The following is a 21730-nucleotide window of genomic DNA, read 5'->3' as shown; positions in this document are numbered from 1 at the left end:
TCTCATGTCCCAAGTGTTTGATGCCAGCGCATTCCTGGCGACCTGCAGCGGTCGCCCGGGCGTTTACCGAATGTTCGACGGTGAAGCCCGGCTGCTTTATGTGGGCAAGGCCAAGAACCTGAAAAAGCGCCTGGCCAGCTATTTCCGCAAGACTGGCCTGGCGCCCAAGACCGCCGCGCTGGTAGCGCGTATTGCGCAGGTCGAAACCACCATCACCGCCAACGAAACCGAGGCGTTGTTGCTGGAGCAGAACCTGATCAAGGAATGGCGCCCGCCCTACAACATCCTCCTGCGCGACGATAAATCCTACCCCTATGTGTTCCTGTCCGATGGCGAGTTCCCACGGTTGGGCATTCACCGTGGGGCGAAAAAGGCCAAGGGCCGCTACTTCGGCCCGTACCCGAGCGCGGGGGCCATCCGCGAAAGCCTCAGCCTGCTGCAAAAGGCCTTTTCCGTGCGCCAGTGCGAGGACAGCTACTACGCAAACCGCACCCGGCCTTGCCTGCAGTACCAGATCAAACGCTGCAAAGGGCCCTGCACCGGGTTGGTGACCTCCGAGGAATATGCTGAGGATGTGCGCCACTCGGTCATGTTCCTGGAAGGGCGTAGCCAGCAGTTGGGCAACGAACTGAATGCCGAGATGGAAACGGCCGCCATGGCCCTCAATTTCGAGAAAGCTGCCGAGCTGCGTGACCAGATCTCCCTGTTGCGGCGCGTGCAGGACCAGCAGTACATAGAAGGTGGCAGTGGCGATGTCGACGTCATCGCCGCTTTCGTCAACCCGGGCGGCGCCTGCGTGCACCTGATCAGCGTGCGCGGTGGGCGAGTACTGGGCAGCAAGAACTTTTTCCCGCAGGTGGGTATCGAGGAAGAGGTGGCCGAGGTCATGGCCGCATTCCTCTCCCAGTACTACCTGGGCAATGCAGAGCGCGAACTGCCTGGCGAGTTGATCGTCAACGTGGTTCACGAAGACTTTGAAGCCATCACCGAGGCGCTGCACACGCTGCGTGGCCGCGAGCTGACCATCAGCCACCGGGTACGCGGCACACGCGCCCGCTGGCAGCAGCTGGCAGTGACCAACGCCGAGCAGGCGCTCAACGCCCGCCTGGCCAACCGCCAGCACATGGCTGCCCGCTTCGAGGCCCTGGCCGAAGTGCTGGGCCTGGATGAAGTGCCGCAGCGCCTGGAGTGCTACGACATCAGCCATTCCAGCGGCGAAGCCACCGTGGCCAGCTGCGTGGTGTTCGGCCCTGAAGGCCCGCTGAAGTCCGATTACCGTCGGTTCAACATCGAAGGCATCACCGGTGGTGATGACTATGCCGCCATGCATCAGGCGCTGACTCGCCGCTACGGGCGTATCAAGGACGGCGAGGGCAAGCTGCCCGATGTGTTGCTGGTGGACGGCGGCAAGGGCCAGCTGAACATGGCCCGCGATGTGATGCAGGAACTGGGCTTCAACGACCTGACCCTGCTTGGCGTGGCCAAAGGCGTTACCCGCAAGGCAGGCTTCGAGACCCTTTATCTGAACGACGTGCACCACGAATTTACCCTCAAGGGCGATTCTGCCGCTCTGCACCTGATCCAGCAGATCCGCGATGAAGCCCACCGTTTTGCCATCACCGGTCACCGCGCCCGTCGTGGCAAGGCCCGTCGCGTCTCCAGCCTTGAAGATGTGGCCGGGGTAGGGCCGAAGCGCCGCCGCGACCTGCTGAAACATTTCGGCGGCCTGCAAGAGCTCAACCGCGCCAGTATCGATGAAATCGCCAAAGCCCCCGGCATCAGTAAAAAGCTTGCCGAATCAATTTATGCCAGCCTGCATAGCGAGTAGAATGCCGGGCTCAACTTGCAGCCAGTCGTACCGATGAATATTCCAAACCTGCTCACCGTTCTACGCGTCCTGCTCATCCCGATTTTCATCCTGCTGTTCTATATGCCCTACCATTGGAGCTATATGGCCGCCAGCAGCGTGTTTGCCGTCGCTGCGGCCACCGACTGGCTGGACGGTTATCTGGCGCGTCGGCTGCAGCAGAGCACCCCGTTCGGTGCCTTTCTGGACCCGGTGGCCGACAAACTGATGGTGGCCGTGGCCTTGGTGCTGCTGGTGCAGACCCACGCCAACTTCTGGCTGACCCTGCCGGCTGCGGTCATCATCGGCCGCGAAATCGTGGTGTCGGCACTGCGCGAGTGGATGGCGGAGCTGGGCGCACGGGCGCATGTGGCGGTGTCCAACCTTGGCAAATGGAAGACTGCCGCGCAGATGCTGGCACTGGTTATTCTGCTGGCCAACCCACCGGCGGTGACTTTCTGGGTCATCCTGGGGTACGGGCTGCTGCTGGTGGCGGCGGGGCTGACGCTGTGGTCGATGGTGCATTACCTGCTGGCTGCCTGGCCGCACCTGCGCGAAGGTTCGGAGCAGAAATAAAAGTTTTTTTGAATCAAGGGGTTGACGCTGTTTTAGAAATCGCTAGAATGGCACCCATCACGACGCGGGAATAGCTCAGTTGGTAGAGCACGACCTTGCCAAGGTCGGGGTCGCGAGTTCGAGTCTCGTTTCCCGCTCCAAATTCGGTCCTCAGTGCATGGCTGGGGTCACAAAAAGAAGAGGCCTAAGGGCCTCTTTTTTTATGCCTGCATTTTTTCAATCCCTCCTTTCATGAACCTATCTCGGCAGGGCCGGCCTCTTCACGGGTAAACCCGCTCCCACAGGGATTTCACAGGGCTGAAGGTGGTGCGGTAACTGTGGGCGCGGGTTTGCCCGCGAAGAGGTCGGTACAGGCAGTTGTCATCAGTTTCTCATCAAGATTGTTCGACGGGTCTCCAGCATAGTGGCTGGGAATCTATGCCGGGTGATTGTGATGGTGGCAACTGAAGTGGGGGCGGACGATAAACCAGACTCGATTTCAACCCTGAGGGATTGGTGTGCCCTTACGAAGTCTGGTGAGCAAGTCATTCGTATCCGCAATGGCTGTGACGTTCTGTGTCTGGCGCATCGCGAGCGTTCGGCTTTCTTGTGCCTGGCGCCAGGTTGGCAAGGCTTGCTGGTTTTACGCCCGGGGTTGCAAGTGCTCAGTGGCAGTGCCTGGGTGCTGCCGTTGTCGCAAACGAATCTTTTCAAGTTGCAGTTGTTCATCGATCAAAGGGGCGTGCCTGAGGTACGACCTGCTCGAAGCGAGCCCTGGGCCGTGTTGAGCGAAGGTTGTGACCAAGGGCGAACTGCGCCGGCGCTGGAGTCCTGGTATCTCACCCTTGCGCTGCAAGGTGATGCGGCCTATCGAGCTTTCGCCCGTCATTTACGCTGTAGCGAGCGTTATCAGTTGCTCGGCTTTTTGCTGGAGCAAGGTTCGGGCGGTGAAAAGCTCCAGAACCTTGCAGGTCGTTATGGCGTATCGGTTTCACACTTCAGAAGGCTTTGCCGTCAAGCCCTGGGTGGTACAGCCAACTCCGAGTTGCGTGTGTGGCGTACGGCGCGAGCGCTTCTGAGCATGGCTGAAGGCGCTGCCTCCCTGACAGACGTTGCCTTGGAGTTTGGTTACGCCTCTTCCTCGCATTTTTCCAAAGAGATTCGAGAGCTGGTCGGCATTGCGCCGAGTAGTTTGATCGATATAACCGGCCTGTCTGGCGAATGAATTCATGAAGTTTAAAAGTATGTGTCCGCGGGCTGTCATGCTCGTGGTTTGTTGCGTGTTGCCTATGGCTTCATCGGTTGCCTCTGTTCGTGCCGCAGAGGGTTAGACTCTGTGTGAAACGTCTTGAACTCGGTGATGCTGCCTTTAGAGCAGCCTAGGAGTGTTCATTTGCAACCCGTAACGTCGGGCGAAACTCCGGCCGCGCCTCGGCTTTTTCGCCTTGCCTTACCTTCGTTTCAGACTTTTCACACAGGGCCTAAGATGCATCGAAGTCGAACGACCCGCTTTCATAAAAAGCTCATATCGGTGCTTCGTCAGCCGCGATTGCAGGCCCACCTTCAAACGCCCCATGGTCTCGCTGGCTTGTTTCATGCGGTGTTTGCAGCATTTCTCTTCGTCCAGAGCCTAAGGACGCTCAGACCCAGAAACCGAACAGCACCAACGCCGCCACACCCAGCCCGACCGCAACCGAACAACCGCCCAGCGACAACGCCGCCCGGCCCTGCCGGTACCAGCCGTCGTGGCCAAGCTGCCGAGCCGGTGCCAGCAGGCTGCGCCAACGCAATTCCGTCTCGTGGAACGCCTGCAAGTTCGCCTGGTCCGCGTCCAGCCAGCGACGAAAGTCGATCCGCTCGCACGCCGTTACCTGAGGGCTTTGCAAGCGCACATACCATTGCCCGGCAACACTTGCCAGTACATCCCGGCGCGAGCGGCCGGCCTGCAGGGCCTGTTCCATGTTCCGCTCGACACTGGCCAATGGCAGGTCGAGGCGGGCGGCAATGCTGGCGAAGTCCAGTTGATCGAGGCGGTTGAGCAGGAACACTTGCTGTACGCGCCGGGGCAGCCGCTTCAGGGCATGCAGCAGGGCGTGATCGGCATCATGTTCGGCAACCGGGCCTGGGTGCTCAAGGGGCAGTAGCAGACGGGTCATGGACAGCTCCTTGCTTTACAAGGGGGGAGGGGATGGGGGCATCTTCCTTGATGCGTGATCAGCGTAGACGAAACGAGATTGATTCTCAACTGCTGATTCCGCAAAGTTTTGTAATGAGCGTTCACGCCCTGAAACACCTTTGCTATCATGCGCGCCATCACGATCTTCATTAGCCTGAAGAGCCAAAAAAAAGACCCGGCAAAAAGCCGGGTCAAAAACCGTGATTAGCCTGATGAGGAGATAATCTGAGAGCGACCTAAGCTCCAGGTTATCCAGCGGATCTCGCGATCAGCTGAGTGCAATAATAATCGTTATCATTTGCCAGTCAAATGAATTTTCGTCCTTTCGGTAAAAAAGTTTTACCGATGCGCTTCCTTGTCCCGGCAATCGGGGCCTTTGCCGTTACGCGGCTATCACGTTTTCTCCCTTCTTTCTTGCCTATAAACCCGGTTCTGCGGCGCGTTTGTGCTCCAGCAGGGCGCGAGCCATGTCCATCATGTGCATCAAGGCGAAGGTCAGCTCGCGCTGGCTGCCGTGCTGGTGGGTGGCTGTTTCCTGGGCGGTGGCGGCAGCGCAGCGCAGCAGGGCGATGGCGTGCTCCTGGGCTTGGTCGCCGGTTACGCCCTCGTGCAAGGTCCAGATCTTGTTGTCCAGCGTGGGGCGTGGCGGGTTGGGGTTGAGGTAGTAGTCGAGCGCGCGACGGGCTGCTTCGCTGTCGAGATCTGTTTCGTCGTTTTTCGATGGTTTCATCCTGATACCTGCTAGAGCCAGTAAGTAAAGGGTGAACCCGATACTAATACCTAGAGTATTTTTATGCGTTGAGATAAATAATACTGAATGTTTATTGAGCGCCTGAAGGCAGTCCGTATCGTGCCAGCGATGAATATGGATAAATGGATTGCCCTCGTCCGCGACCGGATGGAGGAGCTAGGGCTCACCCAGGAGCAGCTTGCCGAGCGCGTTGGTGTGTCTCAAGGCAGTGTGGGGCATTGGGTGAACAAGCGGCGTCAGCCGAAGATCGAGTCGATGAACCGCACGTTTGTCGAAATTGGCATGCCCCATTACAACGTCAGTCTGCAGCTGCGCATTCAGGGCCAGGTTGGCGAGGAGCGTGGCGCCTACGGGGTGGATGATGCCGAGGACGACCTGGACCTCATGCAGTACATCGTGTGTTTCCGCTACCCGGTCAAGGACTGGAGTGAGTTGGGTGCTACAGATGCTGAGGAGCCCAGCGTGTTCGAACAGACGGATTACCTGGCCCAAGGCAAAGCATTCTGGCTGACAGTTGAGAATGACGCGATGAGCGCCGTCAGTGGTCGCAGTGTGCCACAGGGCATGCGGATGCTGGTTGATCCTGGGGTGGAGGTTGAGGCGGGGCGTTTGGTTATCGCTCGTCAGCCGGGCAAACCCGCGATTTTTCGCGAGTTGGCTGAGGACGGCGGGCAGCGGTACCTGAAGGCCCTCAATAACAACTACCCGACGCTGCTCTGTGAAGAAGGTTGCGAGTTTCTCGGAGTGGTCGTGCGAGTGCACGGTGCCTTCTAGAATGAAGGGGCTGCAAAGCAGCCCCCGCTGACCTCACTCTGTCAGCTCGACCAGCACCGTCCCTTCGCTGACCATATCCCCTTCCTGGCAGAACAACGCGTTCACCGTCCCGCCATGCGGCGCACGAATGCTGTGCTCCATCTTCATGGCTTCCAGCACCACCAACGCGGCACCTGCTTCCACCACTTGCCCCGGCTCGACCAATACCCGCACGATGCTGCCGTTCATGGGCGCGCCCAAGCCGCCTTGATGGCTGTGGCTGGCCTCGGCTTCGGCAATCGGGTCGAAGGCCTCGATGGCGTGCATCTCGCCATCCCAGTGCAGGTAAAGCGTGCCACCCCGGCGGATCGCCAGGTGCTGGCGGCGCACACCGGCCTGGTCATGCACCAGCTGTTCGCCCACCAGCTGGTAGGTGGACGTAGCGCTGCGCTCCAGGGCAACCGCCTGGTCCTGCCCGCTGCTTACCAAGTGCAGGCTGGTGCGTGCCGGCAGGCCCAAGCGCAAGCCGTTGCGCTCACCCCACGGCGAACGGCGGTCGTCCTCACGCTGATGCCCGGCCTGGCATTGCAGCCAGGCTTCGGCTGCTGCCTCCCAGAAGCTGGCCGGCAGTGCGTTTGGCGCTGGTAGCAACACCTCCTGGTGACGCGGAATGAAGCCGGTATCCAACTCAGCGTCAGCAAATGCCGGGTGGGCCAGAATGCGGCGCAGGAAGGCGATGTTGGTTTTCAGCCCGCCAATGGCGAACTCGTCGAGCATGGCCAGCAAGCGCAGGCGGGCCTGTTCGCGGTCCTCGCCCCAGGCGATCAGCTTGCCCAGCATCGGGTCGTAGAACGGCGACACCACGTCACCTTCACTGACCCCACTGTCCACCCGCCGGCCTTCACCCGGCGCCGACTCACGGTACAGCGCCAGCTTGCCGGTCGCCGGCAGGAATTCGTTGGCCGGGTCTTCGGCATACAAGCGCACTTCGATGGCGTGGCCGATCAGCGGCACCTGTTCCTGGGTAATCGGCAACGCCTCACCGCAGGCCACGCGAATCTGCCAGGCCACCAGGTCCAGGCCGGTGATGGCCTCGGTGACCGGGTGTTCCACCTGCAGGCGGGTGTTCATCTCCATGAAGAAGAACTCACCGCGAGCGTCGAGCAGAAACTCTACGGTACCGGCTCCTACATAGCCGATGGCCTGGGCTGCGCGTACTGCCGCCTCACCCATGGCCCGGCGCAGTTCAGGTGACAGGCCGGGAGCAGGGGCTTCTTCGACCACTTTCTGGTGGCGGCGCTGAATGGAGCAGTCGCGTTCGTTGAGGTACAGGCAGTTGCCGTGCTGGTCGGCGAACACCTGGATCTCTACGTGGCGAGGCTTGAGCACGTACTTTTCAACCAGCATGCGCGCATCGCCGAACGACGACTGTGCTTCACGCTGGGCAGAAGCCAGGGCGTCGGCGAGCTGGCTTTCTTCCTCGACCACTTTCATGCCCTTGCCGCCGCCGCCGGCACTGGCCTTGAGCAGCACCGGGTAGCCAATGCGTTCGGCAGCGGCGCGGAAGGTGTCCAAGTCCTGCGCTTCACCGTGGTAGCCCGGCACCAGCGGCACCCCGGCAGCCTCCATCAGCGCCTTGGCTGCCGACTTGCTGCCCATGGCATCGATGGCGCTGGCCGGTGGGCCAAGGAAGATCAGCCCGGCCTGTTCGATGGCGCGTGCGAAGCCTGCGTTCTCGGACAGGAAGCCATAGCCCGGGTGGATGGCCTGGGCGCCACTGGCCTTGGCGGCGGCCAACAGTTTTTCGACCAGCAGGTAGCTTTCGGCGGCCTTGGTGCCGCCCAGGTCAACGCGGATATCCGCTTCGCGGCTGTGCCGTGCGTCACGGTCGGTGGCGCTGTGCACGGCGACGGTGGTCAGGCCCATGGCCTTGGCGGTACGCATTACCCGGCAGGCGATTTCGCCGCGGTTGGCGACCAGCAGGGTGGTCAAAACGGGGCGGCTCATGGGCGCGGCTCCTTCTTGTCATCGGTTTGCCAGGCGGGGCGGCGTTTTTCCAGGAAGGCGCGCAGGCCTTCCTGGCCTTCGGCGCTGACGCGGATGCGGGCGATGGTGTTCTCGCAGTAGCGACGCAGGGCCGGGCTGAGTTCGCCGTCGTCCACTTCGCGCAGCAGGTCCTTGGTGGCGCGCAACGCCTGCGGGCTGTTCTGCAGCAGGTTGGTTACCCAAGACTCGACCTGAGCGTCCAGTTCGCTGGCCGGATACACCTCCGCCAACAAGCCCAGCTCGCGGGCCCGCACGCCACTGAAACGCTCGGCAGTGAGGGCATAGCGGCGTGTGGCGCGTTCCCCCATCGCCTTGACCACGAACGGGCTGATGACCGCCGGGGCCAGGCCGATACGTACTTCCGACAGGCACAGCTGGGCGTCTTCGGCGCCAATGGCCATGTCGCAGCAACTGATCAGGCCCAGCGCGCCGCCAAAGGCTGCACCTTGCACCACGGCCAGGGTAGGGGCCTTGAGGCGGTGCAGGGCGTACATCAGTTCGCCCAGTTCGTGGGCATCATCCAGGTTGGTGTTGAAATCCAGCTGCGCCGATTGCTGCATCCAGGCCAGGTCGGCGCCGGCGCTGAAGTGCCGGCCACGGCCGCGCAGCAGCACGAAACGCAGGCTGGCGTCCTCGGCCAACTGGTCGATGGCCACGATCAGCTCGCGGATCATCTGCGCATTGAAGGCGTTGTTCTTGTCCTCGCGGCTCAGCCACAGGGTGGCGAAACCGCGTGGGTCGCGGATCACTTCGAGGGTGCTGAAATCGCTCATGGGTCACATCCGGAAAATGCCGAAGCGGCTCTGTTCGATCGGCGCGTTCAGCGCGGCAGACAACGCCAGGCCAAGCACGTCGCGGGTTTGTGCCGGGTCGATGACGCCGTCGTCCCACAGGCGAGCGCTGGAGTAGTAGGGGTGGCCCTGGTGCTCGTACTGGTCGAGGATCGGCTGCTTGAGCCTGGCCTCGTCCTCGGCACTGAACGGCTGGCCGCTACGCTCACTTTGCTCGCGCTTGACCTGGGCCAGCACGCCTGCGGCCTGTTCGGCGCCCATCACGCCAATGCGTGCGTTGGGCCACATCCACAGGAAACGCGGGTCGTAGGCGCGGCCACACATGCCATAGTTGCCGGCGCCGAAGCTGCCGCCGATGATGACCGTGAACTTGGGCACCTGGGCGCAGGCCACGGCGGTCACCAACTTGGCACCGTGCTTGGCGATGCCGCCTTCTTCGTACTTCTTGCCGACCATGAAGCCGGTGATGTTCTGCAGGAACAGCAGCGGGATGCCGCGCTGGCAGGCCAGTTCGATGAAGTGCGCGCCTTTTTGCGCGGCTTCGGCGAACAGGATGCCATTGTTGGCCAAAATCGCCACCGGGTAGCCATGCAGGTGGGCGAAACCGCACACCAGGGTGGTGCCGAACAGCGCCTTGAACTCATCGAACACCGAGCCATCGACCAGCCGAGCGATCACCTCACGTACATCGAACGGCTGCTTGGCATCGGCCGGCACCACGCCATACAGCTCGTCGGCCGCATACAGCGGCGCCACCGGGGCCAGGCGCTGCAGCTTGCCCAGCTTGTGCCAGTTGAGGTTGGCCACGCTGCGCCGGGCGATCGCCAGGGCGTGTTCGTCGTTGTCGGCATAGTGGTCGGCCACGCCGCTGGTGCGGCAGTGCACATCGGCGCCGCCGAGGTCTTCGGCGCTGACCACCTCACCGGTGGCGGCTTTTACCAGCGGTGGGCCGGCGAGGAAGATCGTTGCCTGTTGGCGTACCATGATCGCTTCGTCGGCCATGGCCGGCACATACGCACCGCCAGCGGTACACGAACCCATTACCACGGCGATCTGCGGGATGCCCTGCGCGCTCATGTTGGCCTGGTTGAAGAAGATCCGGCCGAAGTGCTCGCGGTCCGGGAATACTTCGTCCTGGCGCGGCAGGTTGGCGCCGCCCGAGTCCACCAGGTAAATGCATGGCAGACGGTTTTGCAGGGCGATGGCCTGCGCGCGCAGGTGCTTTTTCACCGTCAGCGGGTAGTACGAACCGCCCTTCACCGTGGCGTCGTTGGCCACGATCATGCATTCCACGCCTTCGACGCGGCCGATACCCGCAATCACGCCCGCAGCCGGCACGTCTTCGCCGTACACCTCATGGGCTGCCAGCTGGCCGATTTCGAGGAACGGCGAGCCTGGGTCCAGCAGGCGGTCGATGCGCTCGCGTGGCAGCAATTTGCCGCGTGAAGTATGCCGCTCCTGGGCTTTGGGCCCGCCGCCCTGGGCCACCTGGGCAAGCAGGCCGCGCAGGGCCTGGACCTGTTCAAGCATGGCCGCGCTGTTGCCGGCGAACTCCGCCGAACGCGGGTTGATCTGGGTGTGCAAGGTAGCCATGTGCGCCCGTCCTTTATGTTCAGCGGGTTTCGTTGAACAGTTCGCGGCCGATCAGCATCCGGCGGATTTCGCTGGTGCCGGCACCGATTTCGTACAGCTTGGCGTCGCGCAGCAGGCGGCCGGCCGGGAATTCGTTGATGTAGCCGTTGCCGCCGAGAATCTGGATCGCCTCCAGGGCCATTTGCGTGGCGCGTTCGGCGGTGTACAGGATGACCCCGGCGGCGTCCTTGCGGGTTGTCTCGCCACGGTCGCAAGCCTGGGCCACGGCGTACAGGTAGGCACGGCTGGCGTTGAGCTGGGTGTACATGTCGGCAATCTTGCCCTGTATCAGCTGGAACTCGCCGATGCTTTGGCCGAACTGCTTGCGGTCATGAATGTAGGGGACCACCAGATCCATGCAGCTTTGCATGATGCCGGTCGGGCCGCCGGACAGCACCACGCGCTCGTAGTCCAGACCACTCATCAGCACGCGCACGCCACCGTTGAGCTGGCCGAGAATGTTCTCCTGCGGCACTTCCACACCGTCGAAGAACAGCTCGCAGGTGTTGGAGCCGCGCATGCCCAGTTTGTCGAACTTGTTGCTGCGGCTGAAACCTTTCCAGTCACGTTCGACGATGAAGGCGGTGATGCCGTGCGGGCCTTTGTCCAGGTCGGTCTTGGCATAGATCACGTAGGTGTTGGCGTCGGGGCCGTTGGTGATCCAGGTCTTGCTGCCGTTGAGCACATAATGATCGCCGCGCTTCTCGGCACGCAGCTTCATCGACACGACGTCGGAGCCGGCGTTGGGCTCGCTCATGGCCAGCGCGCCGATGTGCTCGCCGCTGATCAGCTTGGGCAGGTACTTGAGCTTCTGCTCATGGGTGCCGTTGCGGTTGATCTGGTTGACGCACAGGTTGGAATGGGCGCCGTAAGACAGTGCCACCGAGGCTGAGCCACGGCTGATTTCTTCCATCGACACCACGTGGGCCAGGTAGCCCAGGCCAGCGCCGCCGTACTCTTCCGACACGGTGATGCCCAGCAGGCCCATGTCGCCGAACTTGCGCCACATGTCGGCAGGGAACAGGTTGTCGTGGTCGATTTGTGCGGCGCGCGGGGCCAGTTCTGTCGCGACGAAGGCGCGGACCTGGTCGCGGAGCATGTCGATGGTTTCGCCCAGGGCGAAGTTCAGGGAGGGATAATGCATGCTGGGGCACCTTCTTGTTCTTGAAATTGGGTTACACCGTAGCTTGCGGATCCAACCCCCGACCCCTGTGGGAGCGGGCTTGCCCGCGAATGCGTCGGCAGGGTCACCGTCATTGCCTGATCGATCGCATTCGCGGGCAAGCCCGCTCCCACAGAGTTCGGCGCGCTGCCTGCAAGTGGGTGTCGTTCATCACCTTTACGTTAACGTAAACCTGCGGAGGGTTGCTGTCAATCCAGTCGTCACCTTTACGTAAACGTAAATCTGCGCCAGAGTATTCCCGCTGCTTCAGCCGTGCCCAGAACAACCACAAGAAGGGACACCCATGAGTCAACCGAGCTATACCCGCGGTCGCCAGGACCAAGCCTTGCTGACCCAGACTATCGGCCAGGCCTTCGATGCCACGGTGGCCCGCTGTACTGACAGCGAGGCGCTGGTGTCGCGTCATCAGGGCTTGCGCTACAGCTGGCGACAGCTGGCCGAGCAGGTCGATACCCATGCCCGCGCCCTGATGGCCCTGGGCGTCAACACCGGGGACCGGGTCGGCATCTGGTCACCTAACTGCGCGCAGTGGTGCGTCCTGCAACTGGCCAGCGCCAAGGTCGGCGCCATTCTCGTCAACATCAACCCCGCCTACCGCGTGGGCGAACTGGAATACGTGTTGCGCCAGTCCGCCTGCCGCTGGCTGGTGTGCGCCGATGCCTTCAAGACCTCCGATTATCACGCCATGGTCCAGGAACTGGCGCCGGAGCTGGCCAGTGCCACGCCAGGCGAACTGGCCTGCGAATGCCTGCCCGAGTTGCGCGGGGTCATCAGTCTGGCGGCCAACCCGCCTGGCGGCTTCCTGCCTTGGCAAGCGCTGGTTGAGAGGGCAGGGCAGACCTCGACAGAGGCCTACACCGCTCGTCAGCAAAGCCTGCAGTGCGACCAGCCGGTGAACATCCAGTACACCTCCGGCACCACCGGCGCGCCCAAGGGCGCCACGCTCAGCCACTACAACATCCTCAACAACGGCTTCATGGTCGGCGAAAGCCTGGGCCTGACCGTGCGCGACCGCATGGTGATCCCGGTGCCGCTGTATCACTGCTTCGGCATGGTCATGGCCAACCTCGGTTGCATCACCCACGGCAGCACCATGATCTACCCCAACGATGCCTTCGACGCCGAACTCACCCTGCGCGCCGTGGCCGAGGAGCGTGCCAGCATCCTGTACGGCGTGCCGACCATGTTCATCGCCATGCTCGATCACCCGGCTCGCCAAGGCATGGACCTGTCGACCCTGCGCAGCGGCATCATGGCCGGCGCCACTTGCCCGATCGAAGTCATGCGCCGGGTCATCGACCAGATGCACATGGCCGAAGTGCAAATTGCCTATGGCATGACCGAAACCAGCCCGGTATCGCTGCAAACCGGCCCCGACGATGAGTTGGAGCTACGCGTGACTACCGTCGGCCGCACCCAGCCGCAGCTAGAGAACAAGCTGGTGGACGCCGACGGCTGCATCGTCCCGCGCGGTGAGATCGGCGAGCTGTGCACCCGTGGTTACAGCGTGATGCTGGGTTACTGGAACAACCCCCAAGCGACGGCGGACGCCATCGACCCGGCGGGGTGGATGCACTCGGGCGACCTGGCGGTGATGGACGCGCACGGTTACGTGCGCATCGTCGGGCGCAACAAGGACATGATCATTCGCGGCGGCGAGAATATTTACCCGCGTGAACTGGAAGAGTTCTTCTACACCCACCCGGCGGTGGCCGATGCGCAGGTGATCGGCATTCCGTGCAGCCGATACGGCGAAGAGATTGTGGCCTGGATCAAGCTGCACCCCGGGCACAGCGCCACCGTGGAGGAGCTGCAGGGCTGGTGCAAGGCACGCATTGCACACTTCAAGGTGCCACGGCATATCCGTTTCGTTGACGAATACCCGATGACGGTGACGGGCAAGGTGCAGAAGTTCCGCATGCGGGAGATCAGTGTGGCGGAGATTTCGGCTGCAACGGCTGGTTGATGCATGGGCTCAACCGGCCTCTTCGCGGCTTTAGCCGCGAAAGGGCCGGCCCTGCCAGCACAAGATAGTGGTCTACCCTTAGGCTTTCACCGGTGGCTCCTGGCTCGGCGGGTCGCCCACCGTCGGTGGCACAGTCGGCTTGATCGGCAGCTCGTCCGGTTCTTCTTCCGGCATGCGCGGCGGCAAGCTGGGGTCGTCGATGTTGGGATCGGGGGTTTCCGGTGGAATGGGAATGTTCATGGCCTGACCTCGCGTGGGTGAATGAAGAGGTGCTGCAGGCTTCGACTTCGCGTAGCTGCCGTTCGCTCAATTTTTTTGAACCCCACGCCTGTGCCCGGCTCTGAACCCTTACCGCCACCAGCCTGAGGGAGCAAGGTCGATGTCACGTAACGAGCCCTTTGAGAGCGTGCCCACGGCGAATGATCATGCGGATCAGGCCATCAGCTTGTCCCAGGCGCTGCTGGCGCCGCGTATCGTGATCGAAGACACCCAACCCGTGCTCGAAGCAGGCACCTTCGCGGCCAAGGCCATCAGCGGCCAGCCGGTGGCGGTCAGCAGCAAAGTCTATTGCGATGGCCACGACCGCCTGGCGGTGATGCTCAACTGGCGCCAGGCCAACAGCCGCCGCTGGCATTGCGTGCCCATGCAGTCACCAGGCAATGACCTTTGGCTGGCCGACTTCACCCCCTCCGAGCTGGGCCCCCACCTGTTCAGCATCGAAGCCTGGGTCGACCCCTACGCTACTTACTGCCACGACCTGGAGAAAAAGTACCACGCCGGTGTCGAGGTAACGCTGGAGCTGGAAGAGGGCCGGTTGATGCTGGGCAAAGGCATCGACCTGTGCAACGGTGCCCTGCGGGAAGAACTGCAAGCCACGCAGCAACGCCTAGCCACGCTGGGCGCTGACGACCAGGTGGCGCTGTTCCTCGATCCCACAACGGCACGCCTGATGAGCGAAGCCGAGCACCGCAGCTACCTGGCCCGCAGCCGTGAATTTCCCGTTGATGTCGACCGCCCGGCAGCCCAGTTTGCCAGCTGGTACGAGTTGTTCCCACGCTCGATCACTGACGACCCCAAGCGCCACGGCACGTTCAATGATGTGCACGAACGCCTGCCGATGATCCGCGACATGGGCTTCGACGTGCTGTACTTTCCGCCCATCCACCCCATTGGCATGCAACATCGCAAAGGCCGCAACAACGCACTCACGGCCCAGCCGGGCGACCCGGGCAGCCCTTACGCCATCGGCAGCGCCGAAGGTGGCCATGACGCGATCCACCCGCAACTGGGCAGCCGCGACGACTTCCGCCGCTTGGTGGCTGCGGCGGCCGAGCACGGCCTGGAAATCGCCCTCGACTTCGCCATCCAGTGCTCTCAGGACCACCCTTGGCTCAAGGAGCACCCGGGCTGGTTCAGCTGGCGTCCGGACGGCACCATCCGCTATGCCGAGAACCCGCCGAAAAAGTACCAGGACATCGTCAACGTCGACTTCTACGCCCCCGACGCAGTGCCTGGCCTGTGGCTGGCCCTGCGCGATGTGATCATCGGCTGGGTGGAGGAGGGCGTAAAAACCTTCCGCGTCGACAACCCGCACACCAAACCGCTGCCGTTCTGGCAATGGCTGATTGCCGACGTGCGCGCCCGGCACCCGGACGTGATCTTCCTTGCCGAGGCCTTCACCCGGCCGGCCATGATGGCGCGGCTTGGCAAGGTCGGCTATGCGCAGAGCTATACCTATTTCACCTGGCGTAACACCAAACAGGAGCTGCGCGAATTCTACGAGCAGCTCAACCAGCCGCCGTGGAGCCAGTGCTACCGGCCCAACTTTTTCGTCAACACGCCGGATATCAACCCGTACTTCCTGCATACCTCCGGCCGCGCCGGCTTCCTCATCCGCGCCGCACTGGCCACCATGGGCTCGGGGCTGTGGGGCATGTATTCGGGCTTCGAGCTGTGCGAAGGCACGCCGCTGCCGGGCAAGGAGGAGTACCTGGATTCGGAGAAATACGAAATCCGCCCACGGGACTTCACCCAGCCTGGCAACATCATTGCCGAGATCGCCCAGCTCAACCGCATCCGCCGCCAGAACCCCGCGCTGCAAACCCACCTGGGCGTGGCGTTCTTCAACTGCTGGAACGACAACATCCTGTACTTCGCCAAACGCACGCCCGATCGTGACAACTACATCCTGGTGGCAATCAGCCTCGACCCGCACAACGCCCAAGAGGCGCATTTCGAGCTGCCGCTGTGGGAGCTGGGCCTGGACGACAACGCCGAAACCCATGGCGAAGACCTGATGAACGGCCACCGCTGGTCGTGGTATGGCAAGACCCAGTTCATGCGCATCGAACCCTGGCACCAGCCATTCGGTATCTGGCGTATCGAAAAAGCCTTGTAGGAGCGGCACAAGGCCGCTCCTACAAGGATCGCGAAGAACCAGGAAAATGAAAGGAGTCACCCATGGCCAAGCGTTCCCGCCCGGCAGCCTTCATCGACGACCCGCTGTGGTACAAGGACGCCGTCATCTACCAGCTGCACATCAAGTCGTTCTTCGATTCGAACAACGACGGCATCGGCGACTTCGCCGGCCTGATCAGCAAGCTCGACTACATCGCCGAGCTGGGCGTCAACACCCTGTGGCTGCTGCCGTTCTACCCCTCGCCACGGCGCGACGACGGCTACGACATCGCCGAATACAAGGCCGTGCACCCTGATTACGGCAGCCTGGCAGACGCCCGCCGTTTCATCGCCGAGGCCCACAAGCGCGGCCTGCGGGTGATCACCGAACTGGTCATCAACCACACCAGCGACCAGCACCCGTGGTTCCAGCGTGCCCGCCATGCCAAGCGCGGCAGCAAGGCAAGGGACTTCTACGTGTGGTCGGACGATGACCAGAAATACGACGGCACGCGCATCATCTTTCTCGACACCGAAAAGTCCAACTGGACCTGGGACCCGGTCGCCGGCCAGTACTTCTGGCACCGCTTCTATTCGCACCAGCCCGACCTCAATTTCGACAATCCCCAAGTGCTCAAGGCGGTGATCGGCGTTATGCGTTTCTGGCTCGACCTGGGCGTCGACGGCCTGCGCCTGGATGCCATCCCCTATTTGATCGAACGTGACGGCACCAACAACGAAAACCTCGCCGAAACCCACGATGTCCTGAAGGCCATCCGCGCCGAAATCGACGCCAACTACCCCGACCGCATGCTGCTGGCCGAGGCCAACCAGTGGCCCGAGGACACCCGCCCGTACTTCGGCGAAGGCGAAGGCGACGAGTGCCATATGGCCTTCCATTTCCCGCTGATGCCGCGCATGTACATGGCCCTGGCCATGGAAGATCGTTTTCCGATCACCGACATTCTGCGCCAGACGCCGGAAATCCCCGCCAACTGCCAATGGGCGATCTTCCTGCGCAACCACGATGAGCTGACCCTGGAAATGGTCACCGACCGCGAGCGCGACTACCTGTGGAACTACTACGCCGAAGACCGCCGCGCCCGCATCAACTTAGGCATCCGCCGGCGCCTGGCGCCACTGCTGCAGCGTGACCGCCGGCGTATCGAGCTGCTCACCAGCTTGCTGCTGTCGATGCCCGGTACGCCGACCTTGTACTACGGCGACGAACTGGGCATGGGTGACAACATCTACCTGGGTGATCGCGATGGCGTGCGCACGCCCATGCAATGGTCGCCAGACCGCAACGGCGGCTTTTCGCGCGCCGACCCGCAGCGCCTGGTGTTGCCGCCGATCATGGACCCGCTGTACGGCTACCAGACCGTCAACGTCGAAGCCCAGAGCCACGACCCGCATTCGCTGCTGAACTGGACGCGGCGCATGCTGGCGGTGCGCAAGCAGCAGAAGGCCTTTGGTCGCGGCAGCTTGCGCACGCTCACGCCCAGCAACCGGCGTATCCTCGCCTATATCCGCGAGCACACCGATGCCGATGGCAATACCGAGGTGATCCTGTGCGTGGCCAACGTTTCCCGTGCCGCCCAGGCCGCCGAACTGGAATTGTCACACTACGCCGACAAAGTACCGGTGGAGATGCTCGGCGGCAGCGCCTTCCCGCCGATTGGCCAGTTACCGTTCCTGCTCACCTTGCCACCCTATGCCTTCTACTGGTTCCTGCTGGCCTCGCACGACCGCATGCCCAGCTGGCACGTTCAGGCCACCGAGGGGTTACCCGAATTGACTACGCTAGTGCTGCGCAAACGCATGGAAGAATTGCTGGAAGCTCCGTCAAGCGACACCCTTCAAAACAGCATCCTGCCGCAATACTTGCCAAAACGGCGCTGGTTCGCCGGCAAGGAAGGGCCAATCGACGCAGTCAGGCTGTGCTATGGCGTACGCTTCGGCACCGCCACCACGCCAGTTCTGCTCAGCGAAATCGAAGTGCTCGGCGACGGCACGGCCAATCGGTATCAGCTGCCGTTCGGCCTGTTGCGCGAAGAGGACATCAACACCGCGCTGCCGCAGCAACTGGCCCTGTCGCGGGTGCGCCGCGCCCATCAGGTCGGCCTGATCACCGATGCCTTCGTCCTCGAACCCTTCATCCGCGCCGTGCTGCGCGCCTGCCAGGAGGGCATGCGCCTGTCGTGTGGCAACGGCGAGGGTGAGCTGCGTTTCGAAAGCACGGAGCCGTTGGCAGGCCTGGCGTTGAACGACGAAAGTGCAGTGCGCTACCTCAGCGCCGAACAGTCCAACAGCTCGGTGGTGATCGGCGACCGGGTGGTGCTCAAGCTGATCCGCCGGGTCAACCCGGGTATCCACCCCGAACTGGAAATGAGTGCCTACCTCACCGCTGCCGGCTTTGCCAATATCTCGCCGTTGCTGGCCTGGGTCAGCCGGGTGGACGAACAACATGCGCCCCATTTGCTGATGATTGCCCAGGGCTACCTGAACAACCAGGGCGATGCCTGGGCCTGGACCCAGAACACCCTGGAGCGGGCGATCCGCGACCAGATGGAGCCCACCGCCAATGATGCCGAGCCGCACACCGACGCGCTCGCCGAACTCAGCGGTTTCGCGGCCTTGCTTGGCCAGCGCCTGGGTGAAATGCATCTGCTGTTGGCGGCACCCTCTGACGATGAGGCGTTCCGCACGCGCCCCAGCGATGCCAGCGACAGCCAGCACTGGGCCACCCAGATCAGCGCCGAACTGACCCGTGCCCTCGACTTGTTGGCCCAGCATCGCGACAACCTTGACAGCGACAGCCAGGCCTTGGTCGACGACCTGCAGCAACAACGCGACGGCCTTGCCGAACACATTAGCCAGCTGGCCGTGCAGGCCCAGGGTGGCCTGCTGATGCGCGTGCACGGCGACCTGCACCTGGGCCAGGTGCTGGTGGTGCAGGGCGATGCCTACCTGATCGATTTCGAAGGCGAACCGGCCCGGCCGCTGGAGGCGCGACGGGCAAAACACAGCCCGTACAAGGATGTGAGCGGCGTGCTGCGATCCTTCGACTATGCTGCTGCCATGATCTTGCGCAGCGCGTCTGCGGTCGACCTTTCCGGCCCGGCGCGCCAGGCGCGTCAGCGGGTTGCCCGGCAGTACCTGCATCAGTCGCGCCACGCCTTCGTCGAAGCCTATGGCCTGGCCACCGCCGCCATGCCCCATGCCTGGCAACAGACCCAGGGCGAGCGCGCCGCACTGGAACTGTTCTGCCTGGAAAAAGCCGCCTACGAAATTACATACGAAGCCGAGAACCGTCCAAGCTGGCTGGCCGTGCCTTTGCATGGCCTGCATGGACTGATCAGTACCTGGGGAGAGTCAGAATGAACGTTACAACGCGTGAAAACGGTGGCCTTCGGCAACGGGACCTCGACGCCCTGGCCCGCGCCGAACACGCCGATCCATTTGCGGTACTCGGCCCCCATGGCGACGGCGCGGGCGGGCAGGTTGTTCGCGCCTTTCTGCCCAATGCCCTGAATGTGCGCATCCTGGCGCGGCATGACGGGCGCATCCTCGCCGAAATGGAGCAGGGTAGCCTGCCCGGGTTGTTCAGCGCGCACCTTGATGAGGCACAGCCCTACCTGTTGCACATCGGCTGGGCCGGCGGCGAGCAGGTGACTGAAGACCCCTACAGCTTTGGCCCACAGCTTGGCGACATGGACCTGTACCTGTTCGCCGAGGGCAACCACCGCGATTTGGCCGGGCGTTTCGGCGCCCAGCCGATCCAGGTCGAGGGCATCGACGGCGTGTGCTTCTCGGTGTGGGCGCCCAATGCCCGCAGGGTGTCGGTCGTCGGTGATTTCAACAATTGGGACGGCCGCCGCCACCCCATGCGCCTGCGCCACAGCGCCGGGGTGTGGGAGCTGTTCGTGCCGCGCCTGGGCGTGGGCGAAACCTACAAGTTCGAGGTGCTGGGCAAGGAGGGGATTCTGCCGCTGAAGGCCGACCCGCTGGCCCGCGCCACCGAATTGCCGCCGAGCACCGCGTCCAAGGTTGCCCATGCGCTGAGCCACGACTGGCAGGACCACGACTGGATGGCACAGCGCGCGCAGCGCCATACCTACAACGCGCCGCTGTCGATCTACGAGCTGCACCCCGGGTCGTGGCGCTGCGAGCTCGATGAAGCGGGCGAAGTCGGGCGCTATTACAACTGGCGCGAACTGGCCGAGCGCCTGGTGCCTTACGTGCAGCAACTGGGCTTCACCCACATCGAACTGCTGCCGATCATGGAGCACCCGTTCGGCGGCTCCTGGGGCTACCAGCCGCTGTCGATGTTCGCGCCTACTTCTCGCTACGGCAGTGCCGAGGACTTCGCCGCCTTCGTCGATGCCTGCCACCAGGGCGGCATTGGCGTGCTGCTGGACTGGGTGCCCGCGCATTTCCCCACCGATGAACACGGCCTGGCGCGCTTCGACGGCACCGCCCTGTACGAATACGACAACCCCCTGGAAGGCTACCACCAGGACTGGAACACCCTGATCTACAACCTGGGCCGCAACGAAGTGCGCGGCTTCATGATGGCCTCGGCCCTGCACTGGTTGAAGCACTTCCACATCGACGGCCTGCGGGTCGATGCGGTGGCTTCCATGCTGTACCGCGATTACTCGCGCAAGGCCGGCGAGTGGGTGCCCAACCGCTACGGCGGGCGCGAGAACCTGGAAGCCATCGACTTCATCCGCCACCTCAACGGCGTGGCCGCCCACGAGGCCCCGGGCGCGCTCATCATCGCCGAGGAATCCACCGCCTGGCCTGGTGTCAGCCAGCCGACCCAGCAAGGCGGGCTGGGCTTTGCCTACAAGTGGAACATGGGCTGGATGCACGACACCCTGCATTACATCCAGAACGACCCGGTGCACCGCACCTACCACCACAACGAGATGAGCTTCGGGCTGATCTATGCCTACTCCGAGCACTTCATCCTGCCCATCTCCCACGACGAAGTGGTGCATGGCAAGCATTCGCTGATCGACAAGATGCCCGGCGACCGCTGGCAGAAGTTCGCCAACCTGCGTGCCTACCTCACCTTCATGTGGGCGCACCCGGGCAAGAAGCTGCTGTTCATGGGCTGCGAGTTCGGCCAGTGGCGTGAGTGGAACCATGACAGCGAACTGGACTGGTATCTGTTGCAGTACCCCGAGCACCAAGGTGTGCAGCGGCTGGTAAGCGATCTGAACCGGCTGTACCGCGAGGTGCCCGCACTGCATGAGCAGGACTGTCAGCCGCAGGGCTTCCAGTGGTTGATCGGTGATGATGCGCAGAACAGCGTATATGCCTGGCTGCGCTGGAGCAGCAGTGGCGAGCCGGTGCTGGTGGTGGCCAACTTCACCCCGGTGCCGCGTGAGGGGTATCGGATTGGCGTGCCGTTTGGCGAGCGTTGGCAGGAGTTGTTGAACAGTGATGCCGAGCTGTATGCCGGGTCGAATGTGGGCAATCTGGGGGCGGTGGCCAGTGATGAGGTGGCTAGCCATGGGCAGCCATTGTCATTGGCTCTCAACTTGCCGCCGCTCGGGGTATTGGTAATGAAGCCCGCTTGATCTGTCGTTGGTACTGGCCCTTTCGCAGGCATGCCCGCGAAAG

Annotated in this window: 15 protein-coding genes and 1 tRNA gene; 9 read left to right on the top strand and 7 right to left on the bottom strand. The window is 62.8% G+C overall.

The genetic code is table 11. The features are described from left to right. Positions 1-4 precede the first annotated feature (4 nt). From uvrC to FHW75_RS20435, 4 genes are all read left to right on the top strand, one after another. Positions 5-1828, top strand: a complete 1824-nt coding sequence (uvrC, locus tag FHW75_RS20450; protein ID WP_027608767.1) for an excinuclease ABC subunit UvrC — start codon at positions 5-7, stop codon at positions 1826-1828. A gap of 33 nt (positions 1829-1861) precedes the next feature. Then, a complete protein-coding gene (gene pgsA, locus FHW75_RS20445; RefSeq protein WP_016711578.1) occupies positions 1862-2422 on the top strand; it encodes a CDP-diacylglycerol--glycerol-3-phosphate 3-phosphatidyltransferase in 561 nt (186 codons plus the stop codon). Between the two features lie 64 nt (positions 2423-2486). After that, positions 2487-2562: transfer RNA gene (locus FHW75_RS20440), tRNA-Gly, on the top strand. A 293-nt stretch (positions 2563-2855) separates the two neighbouring features. Then, positions 2856-3626: a helix-turn-helix domain-containing protein gene (locus FHW75_RS20435; protein ID WP_260308796.1), complete on the top strand. Its 771-nt coding sequence runs from the start codon at positions 2856-2858 to the stop codon at positions 3624-3626. Between the two features lie 415 nt (positions 3627-4041). Here FHW75_RS20435 and FHW75_RS20430 read toward each other — a convergent pair whose 3' ends face one another. After that, positions 4042-4557, bottom strand: a complete 516-nt coding sequence (locus tag FHW75_RS20430) for a DUF4880 domain-containing protein (RefSeq protein WP_183674418.1) — start codon at positions 4555-4557, stop codon at positions 4042-4044. Positions 4558-4995: 438 nt separating this feature from the next. Next, complete coding sequence (locus FHW75_RS20425; RefSeq protein WP_016711549.1) at positions 4996-5307, bottom strand: DUF6124 family protein; 312 nt, start codon at positions 5305-5307, stop codon at positions 4996-4998. An 87-nt stretch (positions 5308-5394) separates the two neighbouring features. Here FHW75_RS20425 and FHW75_RS20420 point away from each other — a divergent pair, with 87 nt between their 5' ends. Next, the gene (locus FHW75_RS20420; protein WP_025753422.1) at positions 5395-6102 is read left to right on the top strand and encodes a S24 family peptidase; all 708 of its coding nucleotides are present in this window, start codon (positions 5395-5397) and stop codon (positions 6100-6102) included. A gap of 33 nt (positions 6103-6135) precedes the next feature. On the opposite strand, the gene FHW75_RS20415 is transcribed toward FHW75_RS20420, so the two are convergent. From FHW75_RS20415 to FHW75_RS20400, 4 genes are read right to left on the bottom strand one after another with little or no spacing between them, the layout of a single operon-like run. Continuing rightward, entirely contained in the window at positions 6136-8088 is a 1953-nt protein-coding gene (locus FHW75_RS20415) for an acetyl/propionyl/methylcrotonyl-CoA carboxylase subunit alpha (protein WP_025753424.1), read from the bottom strand. Continuing rightward, positions 8085-8900, bottom strand: a complete 816-nt coding sequence (locus FHW75_RS20410; RefSeq protein WP_027608777.1) for a gamma-carboxygeranoyl-CoA hydratase — start codon at positions 8898-8900, stop codon at positions 8085-8087. Before FHW75_RS20410 ends, FHW75_RS20415 begins: the two co-directional genes overlap by 4 nt. 3 nt (positions 8901-8903) lie before the next feature. Next, positions 8904-10511 (bottom strand): carboxyl transferase domain-containing protein, encoded by a 1608-nt coding sequence (locus tag FHW75_RS20405; protein ID WP_016711545.1) that lies wholly within the window; start codon positions 10509-10511, stop codon positions 8904-8906. Positions 10512-10530: 19 nt separating this feature from the next. Next, entirely contained in the window at positions 10531-11694 is a 1164-nt protein-coding gene (locus tag FHW75_RS20400; RefSeq protein WP_016711544.1) for an isovaleryl-CoA dehydrogenase, read from the bottom strand. Positions 11695-12016: 322 nt separating this feature from the next. On the opposite strand from FHW75_RS20400, the gene FHW75_RS20395 reads away from it, so the two are divergent. Continuing rightward, positions 12017-13699, top strand: a complete 1683-nt coding sequence (locus tag FHW75_RS20395; protein ID WP_025753427.1) for an AMP-binding protein — start codon at positions 12017-12019, stop codon at positions 13697-13699. Positions 13700-13777: 78 nt separating this feature from the next. On the opposite strand, the gene FHW75_RS20390 is transcribed toward FHW75_RS20395, so the two are convergent. Continuing rightward, positions 13778-13939, bottom strand: a complete 162-nt coding sequence (locus FHW75_RS20390) for a hypothetical protein (protein WP_177408870.1) — start codon at positions 13937-13939, stop codon at positions 13778-13780. 139 nt (positions 13940-14078) lie between these two features. Between FHW75_RS20390 and FHW75_RS20385 the strand changes: the two genes are divergently transcribed. The 3 genes from FHW75_RS20385 (at position 14079) to glgB (ending at position 21687) form a co-directional block, all read left to right on the top strand. After that, entirely contained in the window at positions 14079-16097 is a 2019-nt protein-coding gene (locus FHW75_RS20385; protein ID WP_089230024.1) for an alpha-1,4-glucan--maltose-1-phosphate maltosyltransferase, read from the top strand. Positions 16098-16159: 62 nt separating this feature from the next. After that, positions 16160-19480 (top strand): maltose alpha-D-glucosyltransferase, encoded by a 3321-nt coding sequence (treS, locus tag FHW75_RS20380; RefSeq protein ID WP_183674415.1) that lies wholly within the window; start codon positions 16160-16162, stop codon positions 19478-19480. Next, positions 19477-21687, top strand: coding sequence for a 1,4-alpha-glucan branching protein GlgB (gene glgB / locus FHW75_RS20375; protein ID WP_019096699.1), 2211 nt, complete (start codon positions 19477-19479; stop codon positions 21685-21687). The genes treS and glgB overlap by 4 nt, the downstream gene beginning before the upstream one ends. Positions 21688-21730 lie beyond the last annotated feature (43 nt).

The organism is Pseudomonas sp. OG7 (assembly GCF_014192825.1).
Classification (GTDB): domain Bacteria; phylum Pseudomonadota; class Gammaproteobacteria; order Pseudomonadales; family Pseudomonadaceae; genus Aquipseudomonas; species Aquipseudomonas monteilii.
Note: the sequence above shows the minus strand (reverse complement) of the source record. Positions and strands in the feature narration are given on the sequence as shown.